At 70.0% G+C, this 17,518-nt stretch carries 13 protein-coding genes; 10 read left to right on the top strand and 3 right to left on the bottom strand.

The genetic code is table 11. From position 1 onward, the window contains the following. Positions 1-14 precede the first annotated feature (14 nt). From FDA94_RS34120 to FDA94_RS34105, 4 genes are read left to right on the top strand one after another with little or no spacing between them, the layout of a single operon-like run. Entirely contained in the window at positions 15-989 is a 975-nt protein-coding gene (locus FDA94_RS34120) for a carbohydrate ABC transporter permease (protein ID WP_062331113.1), read from the top strand. Further along, positions 986-1,879, top strand: coding sequence for a carbohydrate ABC transporter permease (locus FDA94_RS34115; RefSeq protein ID WP_137251186.1), 894 nt, complete (start codon positions 986-988; stop codon positions 1,877-1,879). Before FDA94_RS34120 ends, FDA94_RS34115 begins: the two co-directional genes overlap by 4 nt. Further along, on the top strand, positions 1,876-3,312 hold the full coding sequence (locus FDA94_RS34110; RefSeq protein ID WP_137251185.1) for a GH1 family beta-glucosidase: 1,437 nt from the start codon (positions 1,876-1,878) through the stop codon (positions 3,310-3,312). The genes FDA94_RS34115 and FDA94_RS34110 overlap by 4 nt, the downstream gene beginning before the upstream one ends. A 27-nt stretch (positions 3,313-3,339) precedes the next feature. Continuing rightward, positions 3,340-4,359: a LacI family DNA-binding transcriptional regulator gene (locus tag FDA94_RS34105; protein ID WP_137251184.1), complete on the top strand. Its 1,020-nt coding sequence runs from the start codon at positions 3,340-3,342 to the stop codon at positions 4,357-4,359. On the opposite strand, the gene FDA94_RS34100 is transcribed toward FDA94_RS34105, so the two are convergent. The 3 genes from FDA94_RS34100 to FDA94_RS34090 form a co-directional block, all read right to left on the bottom strand. Beyond that, on the bottom strand, positions 4,360-4,797 hold the full coding sequence (locus tag FDA94_RS34100) for a beta/gamma crystallin-related protein (protein WP_137251183.1): 438 nt from the start codon (positions 4,795-4,797) through the stop codon (positions 4,360-4,362). Positions 4,798-4,975: 178 nt separating this feature from the next. Beyond that, a complete protein-coding gene (locus FDA94_RS34095) occupies positions 4,976-5,878 on the bottom strand; it encodes a TauD/TfdA family dioxygenase (RefSeq protein ID WP_137251182.1) in 903 nt (300 codons plus the stop codon). Further along, positions 5,875-7,095 (bottom strand): glycosyltransferase, encoded by a 1,221-nt coding sequence (locus FDA94_RS34090; RefSeq protein WP_170991246.1) that lies wholly within the window; start codon positions 7,093-7,095, stop codon positions 5,875-5,877. The genes FDA94_RS34095 and FDA94_RS34090 overlap by 4 nt, the downstream gene beginning before the upstream one ends. A 547-nt stretch (positions 7,096-7,642) precedes the next feature. Between FDA94_RS34090 and FDA94_RS34085 the strand changes: the two genes are divergently transcribed. Genes FDA94_RS34085 through FDA94_RS34060 form a run of 6 tightly spaced genes read left to right on the top strand, consistent with a single transcriptional unit; the run spans position 7,643 to position 17,468 of the window. Continuing rightward, a complete protein-coding gene (locus FDA94_RS34085; RefSeq protein ID WP_137251180.1) occupies positions 7,643-12,973 on the top strand; it encodes a non-ribosomal peptide synthetase/MFS transporter in 5,331 nt (1,776 codons plus the stop codon). Next, positions 12,970-13,293 (top strand): phosphopantetheine-binding protein, encoded by a 324-nt coding sequence (locus FDA94_RS34080; protein ID WP_062331086.1) that lies wholly within the window; start codon positions 12,970-12,972, stop codon positions 13,291-13,293. The genes FDA94_RS34085 and FDA94_RS34080 overlap by 4 nt, the downstream gene beginning before the upstream one ends. Beyond that, positions 13,290-14,510 carry a glycosyltransferase family 4 protein gene (locus FDA94_RS34075; RefSeq protein WP_137251179.1) on the top strand — a complete coding sequence of 407 codons (1,221 nt, stop codon included), beginning with the start codon at positions 13,290-13,292 and terminating at the stop codon, positions 14,508-14,510. The genes FDA94_RS34080 and FDA94_RS34075 overlap by 4 nt, the downstream gene beginning before the upstream one ends. Then, positions 14,507-15,418 carry a thiamine pyrophosphate-dependent dehydrogenase E1 component subunit alpha gene (locus FDA94_RS34070; RefSeq protein ID WP_137251178.1) on the top strand — a complete coding sequence of 304 codons (912 nt, stop codon included), beginning with the start codon at positions 14,507-14,509 and terminating at the stop codon, positions 15,416-15,418. Before FDA94_RS34075 ends, FDA94_RS34070 begins: the two co-directional genes overlap by 4 nt. Then, positions 15,415-16,386, top strand: coding sequence for an alpha-ketoacid dehydrogenase subunit beta (locus FDA94_RS34065; protein WP_137251177.1), 972 nt, complete (start codon positions 15,415-15,417; stop codon positions 16,384-16,386). Before FDA94_RS34070 ends, FDA94_RS34065 begins: the two co-directional genes overlap by 4 nt. Beyond that, positions 16,383-17,468 carry a 2-oxo acid dehydrogenase subunit E2 gene (locus FDA94_RS34060; protein ID WP_137251176.1) on the top strand — a complete coding sequence of 362 codons (1,086 nt, stop codon included), beginning with the start codon at positions 16,383-16,385 and terminating at the stop codon, positions 17,466-17,468. Before FDA94_RS34065 ends, FDA94_RS34060 begins: the two co-directional genes overlap by 4 nt. Positions 17,469-17,518 lie beyond the last annotated feature (50 nt).

The raw sequence follows: 17,518 nt of genomic DNA, 5'->3' as shown, positions 1-17,518 counted from the left end.
ACGAAAGGTTGACGATGAGCCTCAGCGTCGACGCGGGCTCCCGGACCCGCACGGTGCCACCCGGGCCCCGGCGGCACGCGCGGCCGCCGGGCGGCCGGAGATTCTGGTCCTGGCTGGACCTGCGGGCCACTCCCTATTTGTTCGTCTCGCCCTACTTCATCCTGTTCGCGATCTTCGGCGTCTTCCCGCTGATCTTCACCGCCTGGGTGTCGCTGCACGACTGGCAGCTCGCCGGCGACAAGACGTTCATCGGCATGGAGAACTACACCGAGCTGCTGGCGGACGACAAGTTCTGGAACTCGGTGCTCAACACCGTCGGCATCTTCGTGATCGCGACGGTGCCGCAGCTGCTGCTCGCGCTGCTGCTGGCCAACGCACTGAACAAGAAACTGCGCGGCCGGCTGGTGCTGCGGCTGAGCGTGCTCGCGCCGCTCATCACCTCGGTGGTCGCCGTCGCGGTCGTCTTCACCCAGCTGTACGGCCGTGACTACGGCCTGGTCAACTGGGTGCTGGGCGCGTTCGGGGTGGACCCGATCCACTGGCAGAACGAGAAGTGGTCGTCGTGGATCGCCATCGCCACGATGATCGACTGGCGCTGGACCGGCTACAACGCGATCATCTACCTGGCCGCGATGCAGACGATCCCCAAGGACCTCTACGAGGCCGCCGCCATCGACGGCGCCTCCCCGCGCCGCCAGTTCTGGGGCATCACGGTCCCGCTGCTCAAGCCCACGATCATCTTCACCGTCATCGTCTCGACGATCGGCGGTTTCACCCTGTTCGCCGAGCCGGTGATGTTCGGCGCCGGCCTGATGACGGGCGGCACGACGGGCCAGTTCCAGACGGTGGCCATGTTCATCGTCAAGGAGGGCTTCCGGGACTTCCAGTACGGCTACGCCGCGGCCGCGGCCTGGATCCTGTTCCTGCTCATCATGATCACCGCGCTGATCAACTTCGCCATCGTCCGCGGCATCGGGAGATCACGATGACGACGATCACACATCGGGCGCCCCGGGCCCCGCGCCCCACGGGGGCCGGCACCTCGCGGCTCGACCCGTTCAGGGCGACCGTCCTGACCAAGGCGAGCCTGGGCCTGGCCATCTTCCTGTCGATCTTCCCGATCTACTGGATGATCGTCATCGCGACCCGCACCAACGAGGACGCGCACAGCATGCCGCCGCCGCTCCTCCCGGCGGGCAACCTCGGCGAGAACATCAGGGCCGTCTTCGAGGCCGAGAACGCCCACTTCATGACGGGCATCATCAACTCGATCATCATCGCCTGCACGGTGACGATCGGCATCGTGATCATCTCGACCCTGGCCGGGTTCGCGTTCGCCTCACTCACCTTCAGGGGCCGCAACCTGCTGCTGCTGTCGGTCGTGCTGACCATGATGGTGCCGCTGCAGCAGATGGGCATCGTCCCGCTCTACCAGATGATGGTGACGCTGGGCTGGACGAACACCCTCAAGGCGGTCATCCTGCCGTTCCTGGTGAACGGTTTCGGGGTGTTCCTCATGACGCAGTACACGCGCCAGGCCGTACCGCGAGAACTGGTCGAGGCCGCGCGGGTCGACGGCGCGAGCACCCTGCGCATCTGGTGGAACGTCGCGGTGCCGGCGGTCCGGCCCGGCATGGCCGTGCTGGCGATCCAGACGTTCATGCTGATCTGGAACGAGTTCCTCTGGCCTCTCATCGTGCTCACGCCGGACAATCCGACTGTGCAGGTCGCGCTGAGGGCTCTGAACGACCGTTATTCGACCAATTACGTGCTCATCTTCGCGGGCACTACGGTCTCGATCATTCCTCTTCTGCTGGTATTCGTCTTTTTCGGCCGCCAGATCATCGGCGGACTCATGGAAGGTGCGGTCAAGGAGTGACCCAGAACACAGAGACCCAGATCGACACCCCTGGTCTGGTCTTCCCCACCGGCTTCGTCTGGGGCAGCGCGACGTCGGCCTACCAGATCGAAGGCGCGCTCACGGCCGACGGCCGCGGCCGTTCCATCTGGGACACCTTCGTCGCGCAACCCGGGCGGGTCGTCGAGGGCGACGACGCCTCGGTGGCCATCGACCACTACAACCGCTACCGCGACGACGTGCGGCTGATGGCCGACCTGGGGCTGAGCGCCTACCGGTTCTCGGTCTCCTGGACGCGGATCCAGCCCGACGGCAAGGGCGAGGTCAACGCCAAGGGCCTCGACTTCTACAAGCGCCTGGTCGACGAGCTGCTCTCCTACGGCATCTCGCCGTGGGTGACGCTCTACCACTGGGATCTGCCGCAGACCCTCGAAGACGAAGGCGGGTGGCCGTCGCGCGACCTGTCGAAGCGCTTCGCGGACTTCGCCGCCATCGTGCACGGCGCCCTCGGCGACCGGGTCGCCAACTGGGCCACGGTCAACGAGCCGTGGTGCGCGGCGTTCCTCGGCTACTCCTCGGGCGAGCACGCCCCCGGCCGCCGGAACCCGGCGGAGTCGATCAAGGCGGCCCACCACCTGAACCTGGCCCACGGCCTGGCCGTCCAGGCGATGCGGGCCCAGCGCACCGACACGCGGATCGGCGGCTGCGTCAACCTCTACGCGATCAGCCCCCAGAGCGACAGCGAGGCCGACCTCGACGCGGCCCGCCGCATCGACGGCATGCAGAACCGCTTCTTCCTGGACGCCCTCATGCGCGGCAGCTACCCCCAGGACGTCCTCGACGACCTGACGCCGCTGATCGCGCCCGAGGAGTACATCAAGGACGGCGACCTGGAGCTGATCGCGGCGCCGCTCGACATGCTGCTGATCAACTACTACAGCCGCTTCACCGTCACCGGCGCCGAGGGCGGCCCCAAGTCGGCGTCCGCGGCCCCCACCGACAGCGGCTCGGCGTGGCCCGGCAACGAGCACGTCGGCTTCGTCAACGGCGGCCGCCCGGTCACCGGCATGGGCTGGGAGGTCGACGGCAACGGCCTGCTCGAAGTCCTCACCCGGCTGCGCGACGAGTACCCCGCCGTGCCTCTGTACATTTCAGAGAACGGCGCCGCCTACGACGACGTGGTCACCGACGACGGCGCGATCCACGACGTCGAACGCCAGGCCTACATCGACACCCACCTGAGGGTCTGCCACCAGGCCATCGAGGCGGGCGTGCCGCTGGAGGGCTACTTCGCCTGGTCGCTCATGGACAATTTCGAGTGGGCGTGGGGTTATGGCAAGAGATTCGGCCTAGTGTACGTGGACTACCCAACCCAGACGCGCATCCTGAAAGATAGCGCTCTCTGGTACGCCGAAACCATCCGGCACGGCGGCCTCCGGGGTCCGGCACAATAGCTTGAACGTGGTGAGGGGGCAGGACTGATGAACGGGGACCGCCGCTCGGTCGCGAGACCGACGCTCGAAGCCGTCGCCGCGCGTGCCGGAGTCGGGCGAGGAACGGTTTCACGGGTCATCAACGGCTCACCGAAGGTGAGCGAGAAGGCCCGCGACGCCGTCCTGCTCGCGATCGACGAGCTCGGATACGTCCCCAACCGGGCGGCCCGCACCCTCGTCACCAACCGGACCGACACCATCGCCCTGGTGGTGTCGGAATCCGAGCAGCGCGTGTTCGACGAGCCCTACTTCGCCGGCCTGATCAGGGGAATCGGGTCGGCGCTGGCCGAGACGGGCCTGCAGCTGATTCTGAGCATGGCCCAGAACCGCAACGAACACGACCGCCTGGAGCACTACCTGACCGGGCAGCACGTCGACGGCGTCCTGCTGACCTCGGTCCACGGCGCCGACCCCCTGCCGGGACGTCTCGAAGAGCTGGGCGTGCCCACCGTCCTCGGTGGCCGCCCCGTGGGGCTCAACCCCTACAGCTACGTCGACATGGACAACCGGGCGGGGGCCCGGCAGGCGGTCAAATATCTGCTCGGCAAGGGTCGCACCCGCATCGCGACCATCGCAGGTCCCCAGGACATGGGCGTGGGTGTCGACCGACTGGCCGGCTACCGCGACGCCCTCCTCGCGACCGGCCTGACCGAACGCGTCGCCTACGGAGACTTCTCCGAAGAGAGCGGCTCGACGGCGATGCGCGAACTGCTCGACCGCCACCCCGAGCTCGACGCCGTGTTCGCGGCCTCCGACCCGATGGCGGTCGGCGCGCTGCGGGTGCTGCGGGAGCGGGGGTGCGCGGTGCCGCAGGACATCGCGCTGATCGGGTTCGAAGACTCGAAGGTCGCCCTGCACACCGAGCCGCCGCTGACCAGCGTCCACCAGCCGACCGAGGCGATGGGCCGGCAGATGGTGCAGCTCCTCGTCGCCCGCATCAACGGCGAGCCGCTGGAGCAGCCGGTGGTCATCCTCGACACCCACCTGGTGATCAGGGCGTCGACCTGATCAGCCGGTGGTGAAGAAGGCCGGGTAACCCGCGCAGCTCGCGCTCTGCAGCCGCTTGGCCGAGGAGATCTTGTCGTTGAACTTCCAGCGCGACGAGCTGAGGTTGGGCACCGTCTCGCCGGGCCGGATGCAGTAGTGGCGGTCGCGGTAGTTCTTGTCGTCGTAGACGACCCAGGCGTTCCAGTCGTAGTTGGTCAGCGAACTGGTCTTGTCGCTGAAGCTGGTGAGGTCGGGGTGGGAGATCTGGGTGCGCACCCAGAACTGGCCGAGCTCGTTCCACACGAGCGTCATCAGGTGCCGCCACCCGCCTTCGTACCCCGCGTCGTCGTAGAGGCTCAGGGTGTAGAACTCCTGGTTCGCGTGCGCGGGGGTCGCGGCGCCGAAGACGCCCAGCGCCACGATGGCCGCGCCCAGGAACCGCTTGCTGATCATCGACATGACTCCTCCTCGAGACCGGCTGACCCGGTGTCTGCGAAGAGCCTGCCGATCACGGCTTGGCGCTGACTTGTGACGGCGCTTGGTGCCGATCGAACTCCCCGCGCGTCGCGCCGCCATGGCCGGTTCCCCAAGCGGCCGGCCCGGCTCTCCCGACCGGACCGGCTGCTCGACTCGGGGGTCAGCTCATCGCGACCAGGACCCGGCGGGAGCCGGTGAAGGGCCGGCGGCCGTGGCCGACCAGCACGTTGTCGATCAGGAGCACGTCGCCGGTCTGCCAGTTCACGTCGACGGCGTGCTCCAGGCCACGGTCGCGCACCTGGATCACATGGTCGGGCGGGATGGGGCTGCCGTCGGCGTACTGGACCGACTGCGGGAGGTCCTCCGGCGGCATGATCTCGGCGAGCATCATCGCGGTCTCGTCGCCGAGGGAGGCCGGGTGCCACTGGTCGGACTGGTTGAACCAGACCTCCGCCCCGGTGACGGGGTGGCGGGTCGTCGCCGGGCGGACCTGGCTGACCCGCAGCCCGCCGTCGGGCCGCCACGACCACTCGGCGGCGGAGGCGTCGAGGAAGGCCTCGACCGCCTTCGTGTCCGAGGTCTCGAAGGTCTCCTGCCAGCTCTTGCCGAGGCCCATCCCCCCGTGCAGGTTCTGGGTGTAGCGCACGCCCTTGGCGAACGCCTCCCGGACCGGCGCGTCGAGGGACTCCAGCCACGTCACGCCGTCGACGACCGGCGTCGCGCCGCCCGACTCGGCGGCCTTGGCGCAGAAGAACATCAGCCGCGACGGCCAGGACGCCGCGTAGGACAGCTCGTTGTGCATGGAGATCGTGTACTCGGCCGGGTACTCCGTCGAGGTGTACACGTTCTGGCCGACCTTGGTGCGCGGGGAGTTGCCGTGGACGTAGGCCAGCCGGTTGGGCAGCAGCAGGTCCATCGGCGCGTCGAGGGAGGCCTCGGTCACGCCGAAGCCGCGGAAGACCAGGGCCTTCTTCTCGACCAGGAGGTCGTCGACGGGGGTGTCGCGCAGGAAGTCGGCCAGAGGTCTGCCGTCGCCGCGTAACTCATGGGGTTGCCAGCTCATCGGGATCCTTTTCGGAGGTGGCGTCGGAGCGCTTCGCGCTGGGATTCCGTGAGGACGGGACGAGCCGGGCGCGGCGGGCCGAGAAGCGAGGCAACGAGGGCCGCCGCTTTCGTGATGCCCGCCGACGGATCGAGGTCCTCCGGTGCTGCCGGCCGCTCCCCCGATGTGAGCAGGTCGCGCAGCTGTTCCCCCGCCTGGGGCCATTTCCCGGGCGGAAGCCATCGTGCCAGCCCGAGTTTGGCGAGCCGGGCGGCGTTGTCGGGACGGTCGGCGCCGTCGGCGAGCACCAATTGCGGGGTGCCTGCCATCAACGCGCGGGTGAGAGTGCCGATGCCGCCGTGGTGAACAACCGCTCTGACTTTCGGTACGACCTGGTCGAACGGCAACCGTTCGAACCAGCGCACCCCGTCGGGCAGCGGCGCGGGCAGCAATTCGGGATAGGGCGTGACGACCACGGCCGGAAATCCCTCGACCGCTTTCAGGGCGGAGGCGTAGAAGGCCTCGTTCAGCATGCGCCCGGTGCCGCCCGAGACCAGGACCGGGCGATCGGCGACGACGTCGTCGGAGAACGTTTCCCGCGATGCGGCGTCGGGCACGGCGAATCCGGCGAGTTCGAATCGGGCCGGTGATTTCGCGCCGGCCTGGTCGAACCAGCGGGGCCACAGTCCTATGTCCATCGTGGCGCCGGCGAACCAGCCATGCCAATCGGCTATGGGCGGCAGGCCGAGGTCGTCGCGGACCGACTGGAAGCCCTCGGCGAGTTCGGTGGCGTACATGTGGGCCGCGAGGCGGGCGCCCATGACCTGGATCGGGGAGACCGCGACCCAGGCGACCGGGCAGCCGAGCAGCTCGGCGGCGAACCGGACCGACAGGGCCGAGGTGTGCCGGCCGACCAGGACCGTCCGTCCCGGCTGGTGCCGTTCGGCGATGGCCTTGACCTCGAAGGAGAGCTGCTCGAACAGGCCGTTGCGCTCGTAGAAGGCGAGCCAGCCGAGGCCGCCGCGGGTGTCCATGAGCTGGGCGGTGTCGGCCTGGTGGCGGGCGAACTGCTCGGCCGTGTCGATCGCGGTGAAGTCGAGGCCGGCGGCCGCCGCGCGGTAGGGCTCGTGCGTGATCAGGGTCACCTCATGGCCCTGGCGGCGGAGTTCGGATCCGAGCCGGACGAAGGGCATCACGTCGCCGTCGGTGCCATGGGTGACGGCGATTATCCTCGGCACGCCACCCGCCCGGCGCCCGGAATTTCGGCTGACAGTGAGTTGCGCATGAAAGTTTCTGTTCCCTTGCATCGGTGGCGGCCGGTGGGTGATACTCCGACTGAGAAAGCGCTCTCTTGTTCCCGGATGCCCGTCCTGGAATGCAACCAAAGAAGCAGTAGCGACATGTTCCTGTCAACGGTGATCCCGCATAATGGAACGACGCTTCCCGTGCTCCGGGATTGTGGGGCAGACTCATGGTCGTGACTTTTTTTAAGTTCTATACTATCCTGCTTCCGGATGCCTGACCTGCGCAACAGCAGAGTGAAGGAGGGCTGCTCGCTTACTCATGGGTAATTCGCGGGTAAGCCGACATTCCCCGACGGGGCGTGGCGCGCACTTGCGCGCGGCGAATAGGTTCCATTAATCTCTTGTGGGGGTGCAGTGGGAGCGCTCCCATGACGGTTAATTGGGTTCCGCAAGTTTCTGCAACTCAGTGCAACATTAGGATGGCGCTTATCGCGCCGGCCTTTTTCGGGTTGCCTTGGACCGTTCAAAGAAAGGCCACTCCGTGGCAGTGACGTCCACCTCCACACCCGAGTCCGCGCCTCGTAGCTCCCTCGGCGGGCTCTCCCCCGCGCGTCAGGCGGCCCTCGCCCGCCTGCTCACCGCGCGTCCGAAATCCCCCATCCCCGTCGTCCCGCGCGACCAGGGCCCCCTCGCCTGCTCCTTCGAACAGCGGCAGATGTGGCTCGGCGCGCAACTCGACGGCGTGTCCCCGGCCCCCAACGCCACCCTGGGCCTGCGACTCGACGGCCCGCTCGACGTCCCGGCGCTGACCGCCGCCCTCGACGCCCTGATCGCCCGACACGAGAGCCTGCGTACCGTTTACGCGACCCCCGGCGACCAGGCCGCTTACGGCGACGAACCGCTGCAGACCGTCCTCGATCCGTTCCCGATGCCGCTGGAGTTCCACGGCGGCCCCGACCGCGCCGAGGAGATCACCGCCGAGGCGGTGACCCGGCGGTTCGACCTGTCGAACGGGCCGGTCGTGGCGGCCACGCTCATCCGGCTGGCCGAGGAGTCGCACGCCCTGCTGGTCGTGTGCCACCACATCGCCGCCGACGGCTGGTCGATGGGCATCCTCGCCGACGAGCTGGCCACGCTCTACCGGGAGGCGCTCGGCGGAGAGCCGGGCACGCTGCCCGCGTTGCCGGTGCAGTACGCCGACTACGCCGCCTGGTCGCGGGCCGAGCTGACCACCGAGACGCTCGATCGCCGCACGGCCTACTGGCGGACCGCGCTCGACGGCGCCCCGTCGGTCGAACTGCCGGTGCGCCGTGAGCGGCCGGTGCCCGGCGGGCGGCGTACCAGCACGAACTGGAGCCTGCTCGCCCCGGGCACCCTCACGGCGCTGCAGGCCGCCGGCGGGCCGGGCACGACGCCGTTCACCGCCCTGCTGGCGCTGTTCTCGATGCTGCTGGCCCGCTACACGGGCGCCGACGGGGTCACCCTGGCGACCACCAACGGCGGGCGCCGGCGGCGCGAGCTCGAAGGCGTCGTCGGGTGCTTCGTGAACGCGGTGCCGATCCACGGCGACCTGTCCGGCGATCCCACGTTCCCCGAGGTCGCCGCGCGGATCCGGGCGGCGGTCGGCGGCGCGCTGAGCAACCAGCTGCCGCTGTCGGTGCTGGCCGACGCGGTCGGCCTGAAGCTGCCGGTCAGCTTCTCCTTACGCGGCTTCCGCGACCAGCGCGGCGACTGGCCCGGCCTGACCGCCTCGATCTGGGACCACGAGGTCGACCACCAGGGCTACGAGCTGTCGCTGCTCGTCCACCTCGACGGCGACGTCACCGGCCTCGACTTCACCTACCGGCGCGACCTGCTCGACGACGACGTCGTCGACCGCATGGTCGGCCACTACCACCACCTCGCCGCCCAGATCGCGGCCGACCCGACGGCCACGCTGGCCGAGCTCGACCTGGTGACCCCCGAGGAGCGGGACACGATCTTCGGGACGTGGAACGACTCGGCGCGGCCGTACCCAGAGAGAGCGCTCCCTTTGTTGCTCGCGGAGCACCGGGAGTCCACCGCGACCGCGGTCAGGTTCGCCAGCCGGGACACCTCCTACGCCGAGCTGCACGCCCGCGCCAACCAGATCGCCCGGCGGCTGCTCGCCGAGGGGGTCACGCCGGAGAGCACGGTCGGGGTGCTGCTCGACCGCTCCCCCGACCTGATCGCGTCGTTGCTGGGCGTGTGGCTGGCCGGGGCGGCGTACGTGCCGATGGATCCGGCGTTCCCGCCGCAGCGCATCGCCGACATGCTCGAGACGGCGGCCACGCCGCTGGTGCTGACCGAGCGGAAGTACCTCTCCCGGTTCGACGGCCCCACGGTCGTCGAGGTCGCCTCGATCGACGGCGACACCTCCCCCGTCGACGTCGAGCCCGACCTCGACCGGCTGGCCTACCTGATCTTCACCTCGGGCTCGACCGGGAAGCCGAAGGGCGTCCAGGTCACCCACCGGGGGCTGGTCAACCACGTGTGGTGGGCCGTCGAGGAGCTCGCCTCCCGGGGCGAGGGCGGCGCGCCGCTGCTCGGGTCGGTCGCCTTCGACCTGGTCGTGCCCAACCTGTGGGCGCCGCTCGTGACGGGCCAGGCCGTGACCGTCCTCGACCAGGACTTCGACATGGGCGAGCTCGGCGAGCTCCTCAGCGGCAAGGACTTCAGTTTCATCAAACTCACCCCCGGCCATCTGGAGGTGCTGGGCCACCAACTCGACGACGCCCGCGCCGCCGCGCTGGCCGGGGTGATCGTCGTGGCCGGGGAGGCCCTCCCCGGTTCGCTCGCCGACCGCTGGCTCGAGATCCTCGGCCCCGGACGGTTGATCAACGAGTACGGCCCCACCGAGGCCACCGTCGGCACGTGCGTCTACCCGGTCACCCACCGGCAGCACCACGAGGTCGTCCCCATCGGGGCGCCACTGCCCAACATGCGCATGTTCGTTCTCGACCCGCACCGCCGCCTGCTCCCCGCGGGCGTCCCGGGCGAACTGTACGTCGGTGGCGTCGGCGTCACCCGCGGCTACATGAACCGACCGGACCTGACCGCCGAACGGTTCGTGGAGTTCGAGGGTGAGCGCGTCTACAAGACGGGCGACCGGGTCCTCTGGCTGCCCGACGGCAACGTGGCGTTCCTCGGCCGGTTCGACGACCAGGTGAAGATCCGCGGTTACCGCATCGAGCTGGACGAGGTCAGGGCCGCGCTCCTCGACCATCCGGGCGTGCGGGACGCGGTGGCGGCGGTGCACGAGGAACGACTGGTGGCCTACTACGTGCCGGTCGCCGAACCGGTGCGGGGCCTGGACGAACACTGCGCGCTCCGGCTCCCCGAGTACATGGTCCCGGTGGTCTTCACCGAGCTCGACCGCATGCCGCTCAACGCGAACGGCAAGGTCGACCGCAAGGCCCTGCCCCTCCCCCAGGTCACCGCCTCCGCGGGAAGAGCGCCGAGCACCGAGACCGAACTCCTCATCGCCGGCGTCTGGAAAGAGGTCCTCAACGTCGAGACCATCGGCGTCGACGACGACTTCATGGCCCTGGGCGGCCACTCGCTGCTGCTCATCCGCATGATCGCCAAGCTGCGCCAGACGATGCCGGACAAGCCGATCAGCGTCGTCGACGCGCTGGCCAACCGGACCGTCGCCGCGCTGGCCGCGCTGGTCGACGGCCCGGCCGAGGAGCCGGGCGGCCTGCTGGTGCGCCTCACCCCACCGGTGCCCGCCCCCACGATGACGCTGGTCTGCGTGCCCTACGGCGGCGGCAGCGCGGTCGTCTACCAGGCGCTCGCCGAGGCGCTGCCGAAGGGCGTCGCGCTCCAGGCCGTCGCCCTGCCCGGCCACGAGCTCGGCGTCGACGAGGAGATCCTCCCCTTCGACGAGGCCGCCGAGAAGATCTGCGCCGAGATCCTGGCCAAGGTCAAGGGCCCGCTGGTCCTGTACGGCCACTGCGTCGGCAGCGCCCTCACGACCGAGATCGCCCGCCGCGTCGAGGCGGCCGGCCGGGAGGTCGACGCCGTCTACATCGCCGGCAGCTTCCCGTTCGCCGTCCCGACCAAGGGCCTGAGCGGCCTGCTGAACAAGCACTACTTCAACAACCGCCGGCTGCGGAACAACAACTCCGAGGCCAACTGGCTGCGCGCCATCGGCGCCGACCTCGACGGCCTGGGCGGCGAGGAGGTCGAGCGCATCGTCACCACCATGCGCTCCGACGCCAAGGCGGGCGAGGCCTACTTCACCAAGCTCATCGACGAGGGCGCGACCCCGCTGACCGCCCCGGTCATCTCGATCGTCGGCAGCCGCGACCCGATCACCGACTTCTACGAGGAGCGCTACCGCGACTGGCACGTCACCGCCAGGACGACGGCGCTCGTGGTGATCGACGAGGCGGGCCACTACTTCCTCCGCTACCGCGCCGGGGAACTGGCGAGGATCATCACCACCGTCCACACCGACCTCGACGGCCCGCACGCCGCCGAGACGTGGCGCAAGGAGGCGGTCTCCCGCGAGGCCCCGCCCGTCGAGGCCACGCTGGGCCGGTTCCTGCGGGTCGCCGTCGGCCAGACCGTGTCGATGGTCGGCACGGCCATGACCGAGTTCGCGGTCCCGATCTGGGCCTACCTGAAGACCGGCTCGCTCCTGCAGTTCAGCCTGTTCGCCATCATCGCCCTGGTGCCCGGCCTGCTGCTCTCGCCGCTCGTCGGCGCGCTGGTCGACCGCAGCGACCGGCGCAGGGCGATGCTCATCGGCGACGGCGCCTGCCTCGGGCTGCAGGCGCTCATGCTGGGGCTGCTGCTCACCGACACCCTCCCGATGCCCGCGCTGTACGGAATCCTCATCCTGCTGAGCGTGGCGCTGACGGTGCAACGCCTGGCCTGGGCGTCGGCCGTACCGCAACTGGCGCCCAAGCACTATCTCGGCCACGCCGGCGGCGTGCTCCAGCTCGGCAACGCGATCGGCCGCCTGATGGTCCCGCTGTTCGCCGTCGGGGTGCTGGCCGCGATCGGGCTGAACGGGATCCTGATCGCCAACGTCGTCTGCTACCTGTTCGCCGTCGCCGTCACCCTGCTCACGCCGTTCCCCAAGGCCATGGCCTGGACACGGCGGGAGAGCGTCGGCGCGGAGATCCGCAACGGCTTCCGCTACCTGTGGCGGCGGCCGGGCCTGCGGGCGATGGCGATCACCATGTTCGCCGTCAACTTCTTCCTGTTCACCGCGTTCACGATGATCTCGCCGCTGGTGCTCTCGATGGGCGACCTGGGCGACACCGGGACCGTGGCCCTGGTCGCCGCCGCCGGCGCGGTGACGGGCGGGTTCGTGATCTCGATCTGGGGCGGCCCGCGCCGCCGCCGGATGTTCGGGATGCTCTCGGCCGTGGCCGTCGTGGCGCTGTTCGCCTTCTCGATGGGCCTGCGGCCGTGGCTGCCGCTGGTGGCGGTGGGCGCGGCCGGGATGGCCCTGTTCATGACGATCAGCGACGGCATCTGGATCACGATCATCCACTCGAAGGTGCCGCAGCGCTACCACGCCCGCGTGATCGCCATCAACCAGATGCTCGCCATGTCGACGCAGCCCATCGGCCTGGCCGTGCAGGCCTGGCTGGCCGGGCTGGTGTTCGTCCCGCTGCTGCGCGAGGACGGCGCGCTCGCCTCGACGGTCGGCGCCGTGATCGGCGTCGGCGAGGGGCGCGGCATCGGCCTGCTCTACCTGATCTGCGGCCTCGCCATGGCCGTCACGATCGTGATCGCACTGAGGCACCGGGCGCTCCGGAACTTCGACCGGGACACCCCTGACGCCGAACCCGACGACTTGGTCGGTCTCGCAGAACTGAAGGGAACCTCCGCATGACCCCCACCGAATCCGCCGTCGCCGAGATCTGGACCGAGCTGCTCGGCCAGGCCCCTCCGTCGGTCGACGACGACTTCTTCGAACTCGGCGGCCAGTCGCTGACGATGGTCCAGTTCCTGGCCAGGGTCGAGGAGCAGTTCGGCGTCGAGTTACCCATCGACGTGCTGTTCGCGTCGGGGTTCACCGTCGCGGAGGCGTCCAAGGCGATCGACCAGGGCCGGATCGCGGCCGTGGACGACGACGAGCTGGCCGCCCTGCTGAAGCAGCTCGACGGCATGTCGGACGACGAGATCAACGAACTGCTCTCCGACAACGCATGAGAGTCCTGCTCGCCCAGAACATGTTCCACCTGCCCAGCCACGGCGGGGCGAACAAGTCCAATCGGATCATGATGGAGCAGCTCGCGGCGCGCGGGCACGAGTGCCACGTCGTGGCGCCGATGAGCGGAGCGCTGCGCGCGACGTCCACCGACGACCACGTGACCTATCTCAGGGGTCTCGGCGCGGAGGTGACGTCGGCCACCCCCGACGTGCTGGTCTACGAGTACAACGGGGTGCGGGCGCACGTGGTGACCCGGGCGTCCCTGCTCGCCAGGCGCATCGGCGAGGTGGCGGCCGAGGTCTCCCCCGACTGGACGCTGGTCCCGTCGGACGACCCCGGGCTGATCGTGCTCGGGGCGGCGCTCAGGGCGACCCCCGAGCGGGTGGTCTACCTGGCGCACACGCTGCAGCAGCTGCCGTTCGGGCCCGGGGCGTTCTATCCGAGCGCGGCCGGGACCCGGATGGTGAAGCTGGCGGCGTCGGTGGTGGCGGTGAGCCAGGCGGCCGGGACGTACCTCCAGAAGTGGGGCGACATCTCGTCCACGCTGATTTATCCGCATATTTACGGAGATCCGCCGGAGCTGCCCGCCGGGGACCTGGTCACGATGATCAACCCGTGCGGCTACAAGGGCCTCAGCGTGCTCCTCGGCCTGGCCGACGCGCGGCCGCACCTCCGGTTCCTGGCCGTGCCGACCTGGGGCACCACCGCCGACGACCTCGACGAGCTCAAGCGGCGGCCCAACATCGAGATCGGGCCGCCCTCCGACGACATCGACGACATCCTGTCGCGGGCGAAGGTCCTGCTCATGCCCTCGCTCTGGGACGAGACCTTCGGGTACGCCTGCGTCGAGGCCATGGCCCGGGGCGTGCCCGTGATTGCCAGCGCCGTCGGTGGCCTGTCGGAGGCCAAGCTCGGCGTGCCCTACTCCGTCCCGGTGCGCAGCATCGAGCGCTACGAGTCGGTCGGCCAGGCCCGGCCCGTCCCGGTCGTCCCGGCGCAGGACCTCGGCCCGTGGCTGAACGCCCTCGACCCCGTGACGGGCGACGAGGCGCTGCACCGCCACCTGGCCCGCCGGTCGAGGAAGGCCGCGCTCGACTTCATCGGCTCGCTCGACGCCGGCGCCCTGGAAGCCCACCTGACCGCCCTGCGCCCCAACCGCCGCCTCGCCGCGCTGGCCGCGCTGGCGGCGGCCCGCGCGAAGGAGTCCCAGTCATGATCGGAGCGGTGCGGGAGCGCACCCTGACGCCCGTCTCGGAAGCCGACCTGTCGCGGATGCTGCGGATCCGGCACTTCGAGAAGGCCCTGCTGCGCCTGTTCGAGCAGGGCCGCCTCAACGGCACCACGCACACCTGCCTCGGCCAGGAGCACGTGCCGGTCGCGGTCAGCGCCCTGCTGCGGCCCAAAGACCATGTGTTCAGCAATCACCGCGGGCACGGCCACTTCCTGGCCCGCTACGACGAGCCGCACGCCCTGCTGGCCGAGATCACCGGCCGTGAGGGCGCGCTCTGCAACGGGGTGGGCGGCAGCCAGCACATCTACCACGAGCGGTTCCTGTCGACCGGCGTCCAGGGCGAGTCGCTCCCGGTCGCGGTCGGGGTGGCGCTGCGGCACCGGCGGACCGGCGACGGGATCGCGTGCGCGTACATCGGCGACGGCACCTGGGGTGAGGGCTCGGTGTACGAGGCCCTCAACATGGCCCAGCTGTGGGGCGCCCCGCTGCTGGTCGTGGTCGAGCACAACCGGATCGCCCAGTCGACCCCCACCACGGCGCAGCTGGCCGGGTCGATCGCGGGCCGCTGCGCCGGGTTCGGGGTGCTGCACCACCGGGTCGAGTCGGTCGACGTGAACGTGGTCCGCGCCGAGCTCGCGCCGCTGGTCGAGCGGGTGCGCGCGGACAAGCGCCCGGCGGTGTTCGAGGTGTCGGTCCACCGGGCCGGCCCGCACAGCAAGGGCGACGACACCCGGACCGCCGCCGAGCTGGCCGAGGCCGCCGCCGGCGACTGGTACGCCCACTACGCGCGCGACTTCCCCGCGCAGGTCGCGGCTCTGGAGGAGATCGAGCGCGCGTTCATCGACGCCGCGGTGGAGAACGTGCTGGCCCGGCCCCTGTCGGAGTGGTCATGAGAGTCGCCGAACACCTGAACCGGTCGCTGCACCTGCTGATGGAGAACGACCCGTCGGTCCACCTGCTGGGCGAGGACGTCTCCGATCCGTACGGCGGCGCGTTCAAGATCACCAAAGGCCTGTCGGACCGCTTCGGCCCGCGCGTGATGTCCACGCCACTGTCCGAAGGGGGCATCGTCGGCGTCGGCGCCGGGCTGGCCCTGGCGGGCGACCGGGCCGTCGTGGAGATCATGTTCAGCGACTTCGCCACGCTGGCCTTCGACCAGCTGGTGAACTTCGCGGCCAAGTCGACGGCCATGTACGGCCGCCGGGTGGACGTACCGCTGATCGTGCGCCTCCCCACCGGCGGCCGCCGGGGCTACGGGCCGACGCACAGCCAGAGCCTGCAGAAGCACTTCATCGGCGTCCCGGGCCTGTCGGTGTACGAGATGAGCCCCTTCCACGACGCCGCGCGGCTGTTCACCGAGATCTTCGCGAGCGGGACCCCGGCGGTGTTCTTCGAGGACAAGGTCCTCTACACCAAGCCGATGCTGAGCGGCGGCGACGGCCTGCACACCTTCGAGGTGCGCGACGGCTGGGCGGTGATCCGCGCGGAGCAGGACACCGAGGACGTGCTGCTGGCCCCGGGCGGCCTCACCGACCGCGCCCTGGCCGCCCTGCGCGACCTGCTGGTCGAGGACGAGATCGCCTGTACGCTGCTCGTCCCCGCCCGCCTCCACCCGCTCGACGTGACCCCGGTCGCCGACGTGCTCGCGGCGGCCAGACGGGTGCACGTCGCCGAGGACGGCACCGCCAGCGGCACCTGGGGCGCCGAGGTGGCCCGGCTGCTGCACGAGCGGCTGTGGGGCCGGCTGACGGCGCCGATCACGCACATCTCGGCCCCCGACTCGATCATCCCGACGGCCGCGCATCTCGAGGCCCGCTGCACCGTCCAGCCCGCCGACATTCGAAGAGCCATAAACACATGACCGAATTCCGCATTCCGAAGCTGAACAACAACGATGACAGTTACATCCTCGTGGAATGGCTCGCGGCCGACGGCCAGGAGGTGAGACAGGGCGACCCGCTCGTGGTCATCGAAACGTCGAAGACGGCGGAGGAACTGGAAAGTCCGGCGGACGGGACATTGGTCATCCGGGTCCATTCCGGCGACTGCGCGCCGGGCGAACTGATCGCCGCCATCGGCGCGGCGGTCGAGGTGGCGGAACCGGTCGTCCCGGAGGTGCCGCCGCTGGCGTCCGGGGAGATCGACGTCGTCATCACCCGCCCGGCCCAGGCGCTCATCGAGCAGCACGGCATCCCGCTCGACCGGGTGCGCGCGCTCGGCAAGAAGGTGGTCCGGGCCGAGGACGTGGCGTCGCTGGCCGACCCGCGCGAGGTCGTCACGCTGCCGAGGGCGCAGCGCCAGGCGGCCGACGTGGTGGTGCTGTCGCACCAGACCATCCCGGCGGCGTTCACGGCCGTCAAGGCCGACGTCACCGACACCGCCAAGCTCACCCGGGACCTGTCCAAGCACGCCCGGACCCTGATCGGACTGTCGGAGCTGCTGGTCAAGGCGGTGGCCGACCAGCGGGCGGAGTTCCCGCACCTGTTCGCCTCCTGGCTCGGCGACGGCCGGATCCGCCTCGCGGAGGGGTCGCACGTCGGGGTCACCATCGACGTGGGCAAGGGCCTTTTCGTGCCGGTCGTCCGCGACGCGGACGTGCGTCCGCTCGACGCGGTGGCCCGCGAGCTCATGGACTACCGGATGACCGCGCTGCGCGGCAGCTTCCGCGAACGCGATCTGGAGGGCGCCAACATCGCGGTCACCCTGCACAGCGAGGCGGGCGTGGAGTTCGCGATCCCGATCATCTATCCCGGCCACGTGGCGGCGCTGTCGCTGGCCTCGACGCAGCAGGAGGTCCAGCCGGGCGATGAAGGTTTCATGGTCCGCCAGACGGTGCGGATCGGGCTGGCCTTCGACCACCGCGTCGTGAACGGCCGGGACGCCGCGCTCTTCCTCGGAGCGGTCAAGCGGTTGCTGGAGGAACCGCGCAGATGGTTGGAGTGACGCGTCGTGGTGTATTTGTGCTGATGTCACTCAGCGCCGCCGGCGCCTGC

Origin of the sequence: Herbidospora galbida, from assembly GCF_005233835.1 — a bacterium.
Lineage (GTDB): Bacteria > Actinomycetota > Actinomycetes > Streptosporangiales > Streptosporangiaceae > Herbidospora > Herbidospora galbida.
The sequence above is the reverse complement of the archived record's forward strand: the minus strand, read 5'-3'. Positions and strand labels throughout refer to the sequence as shown.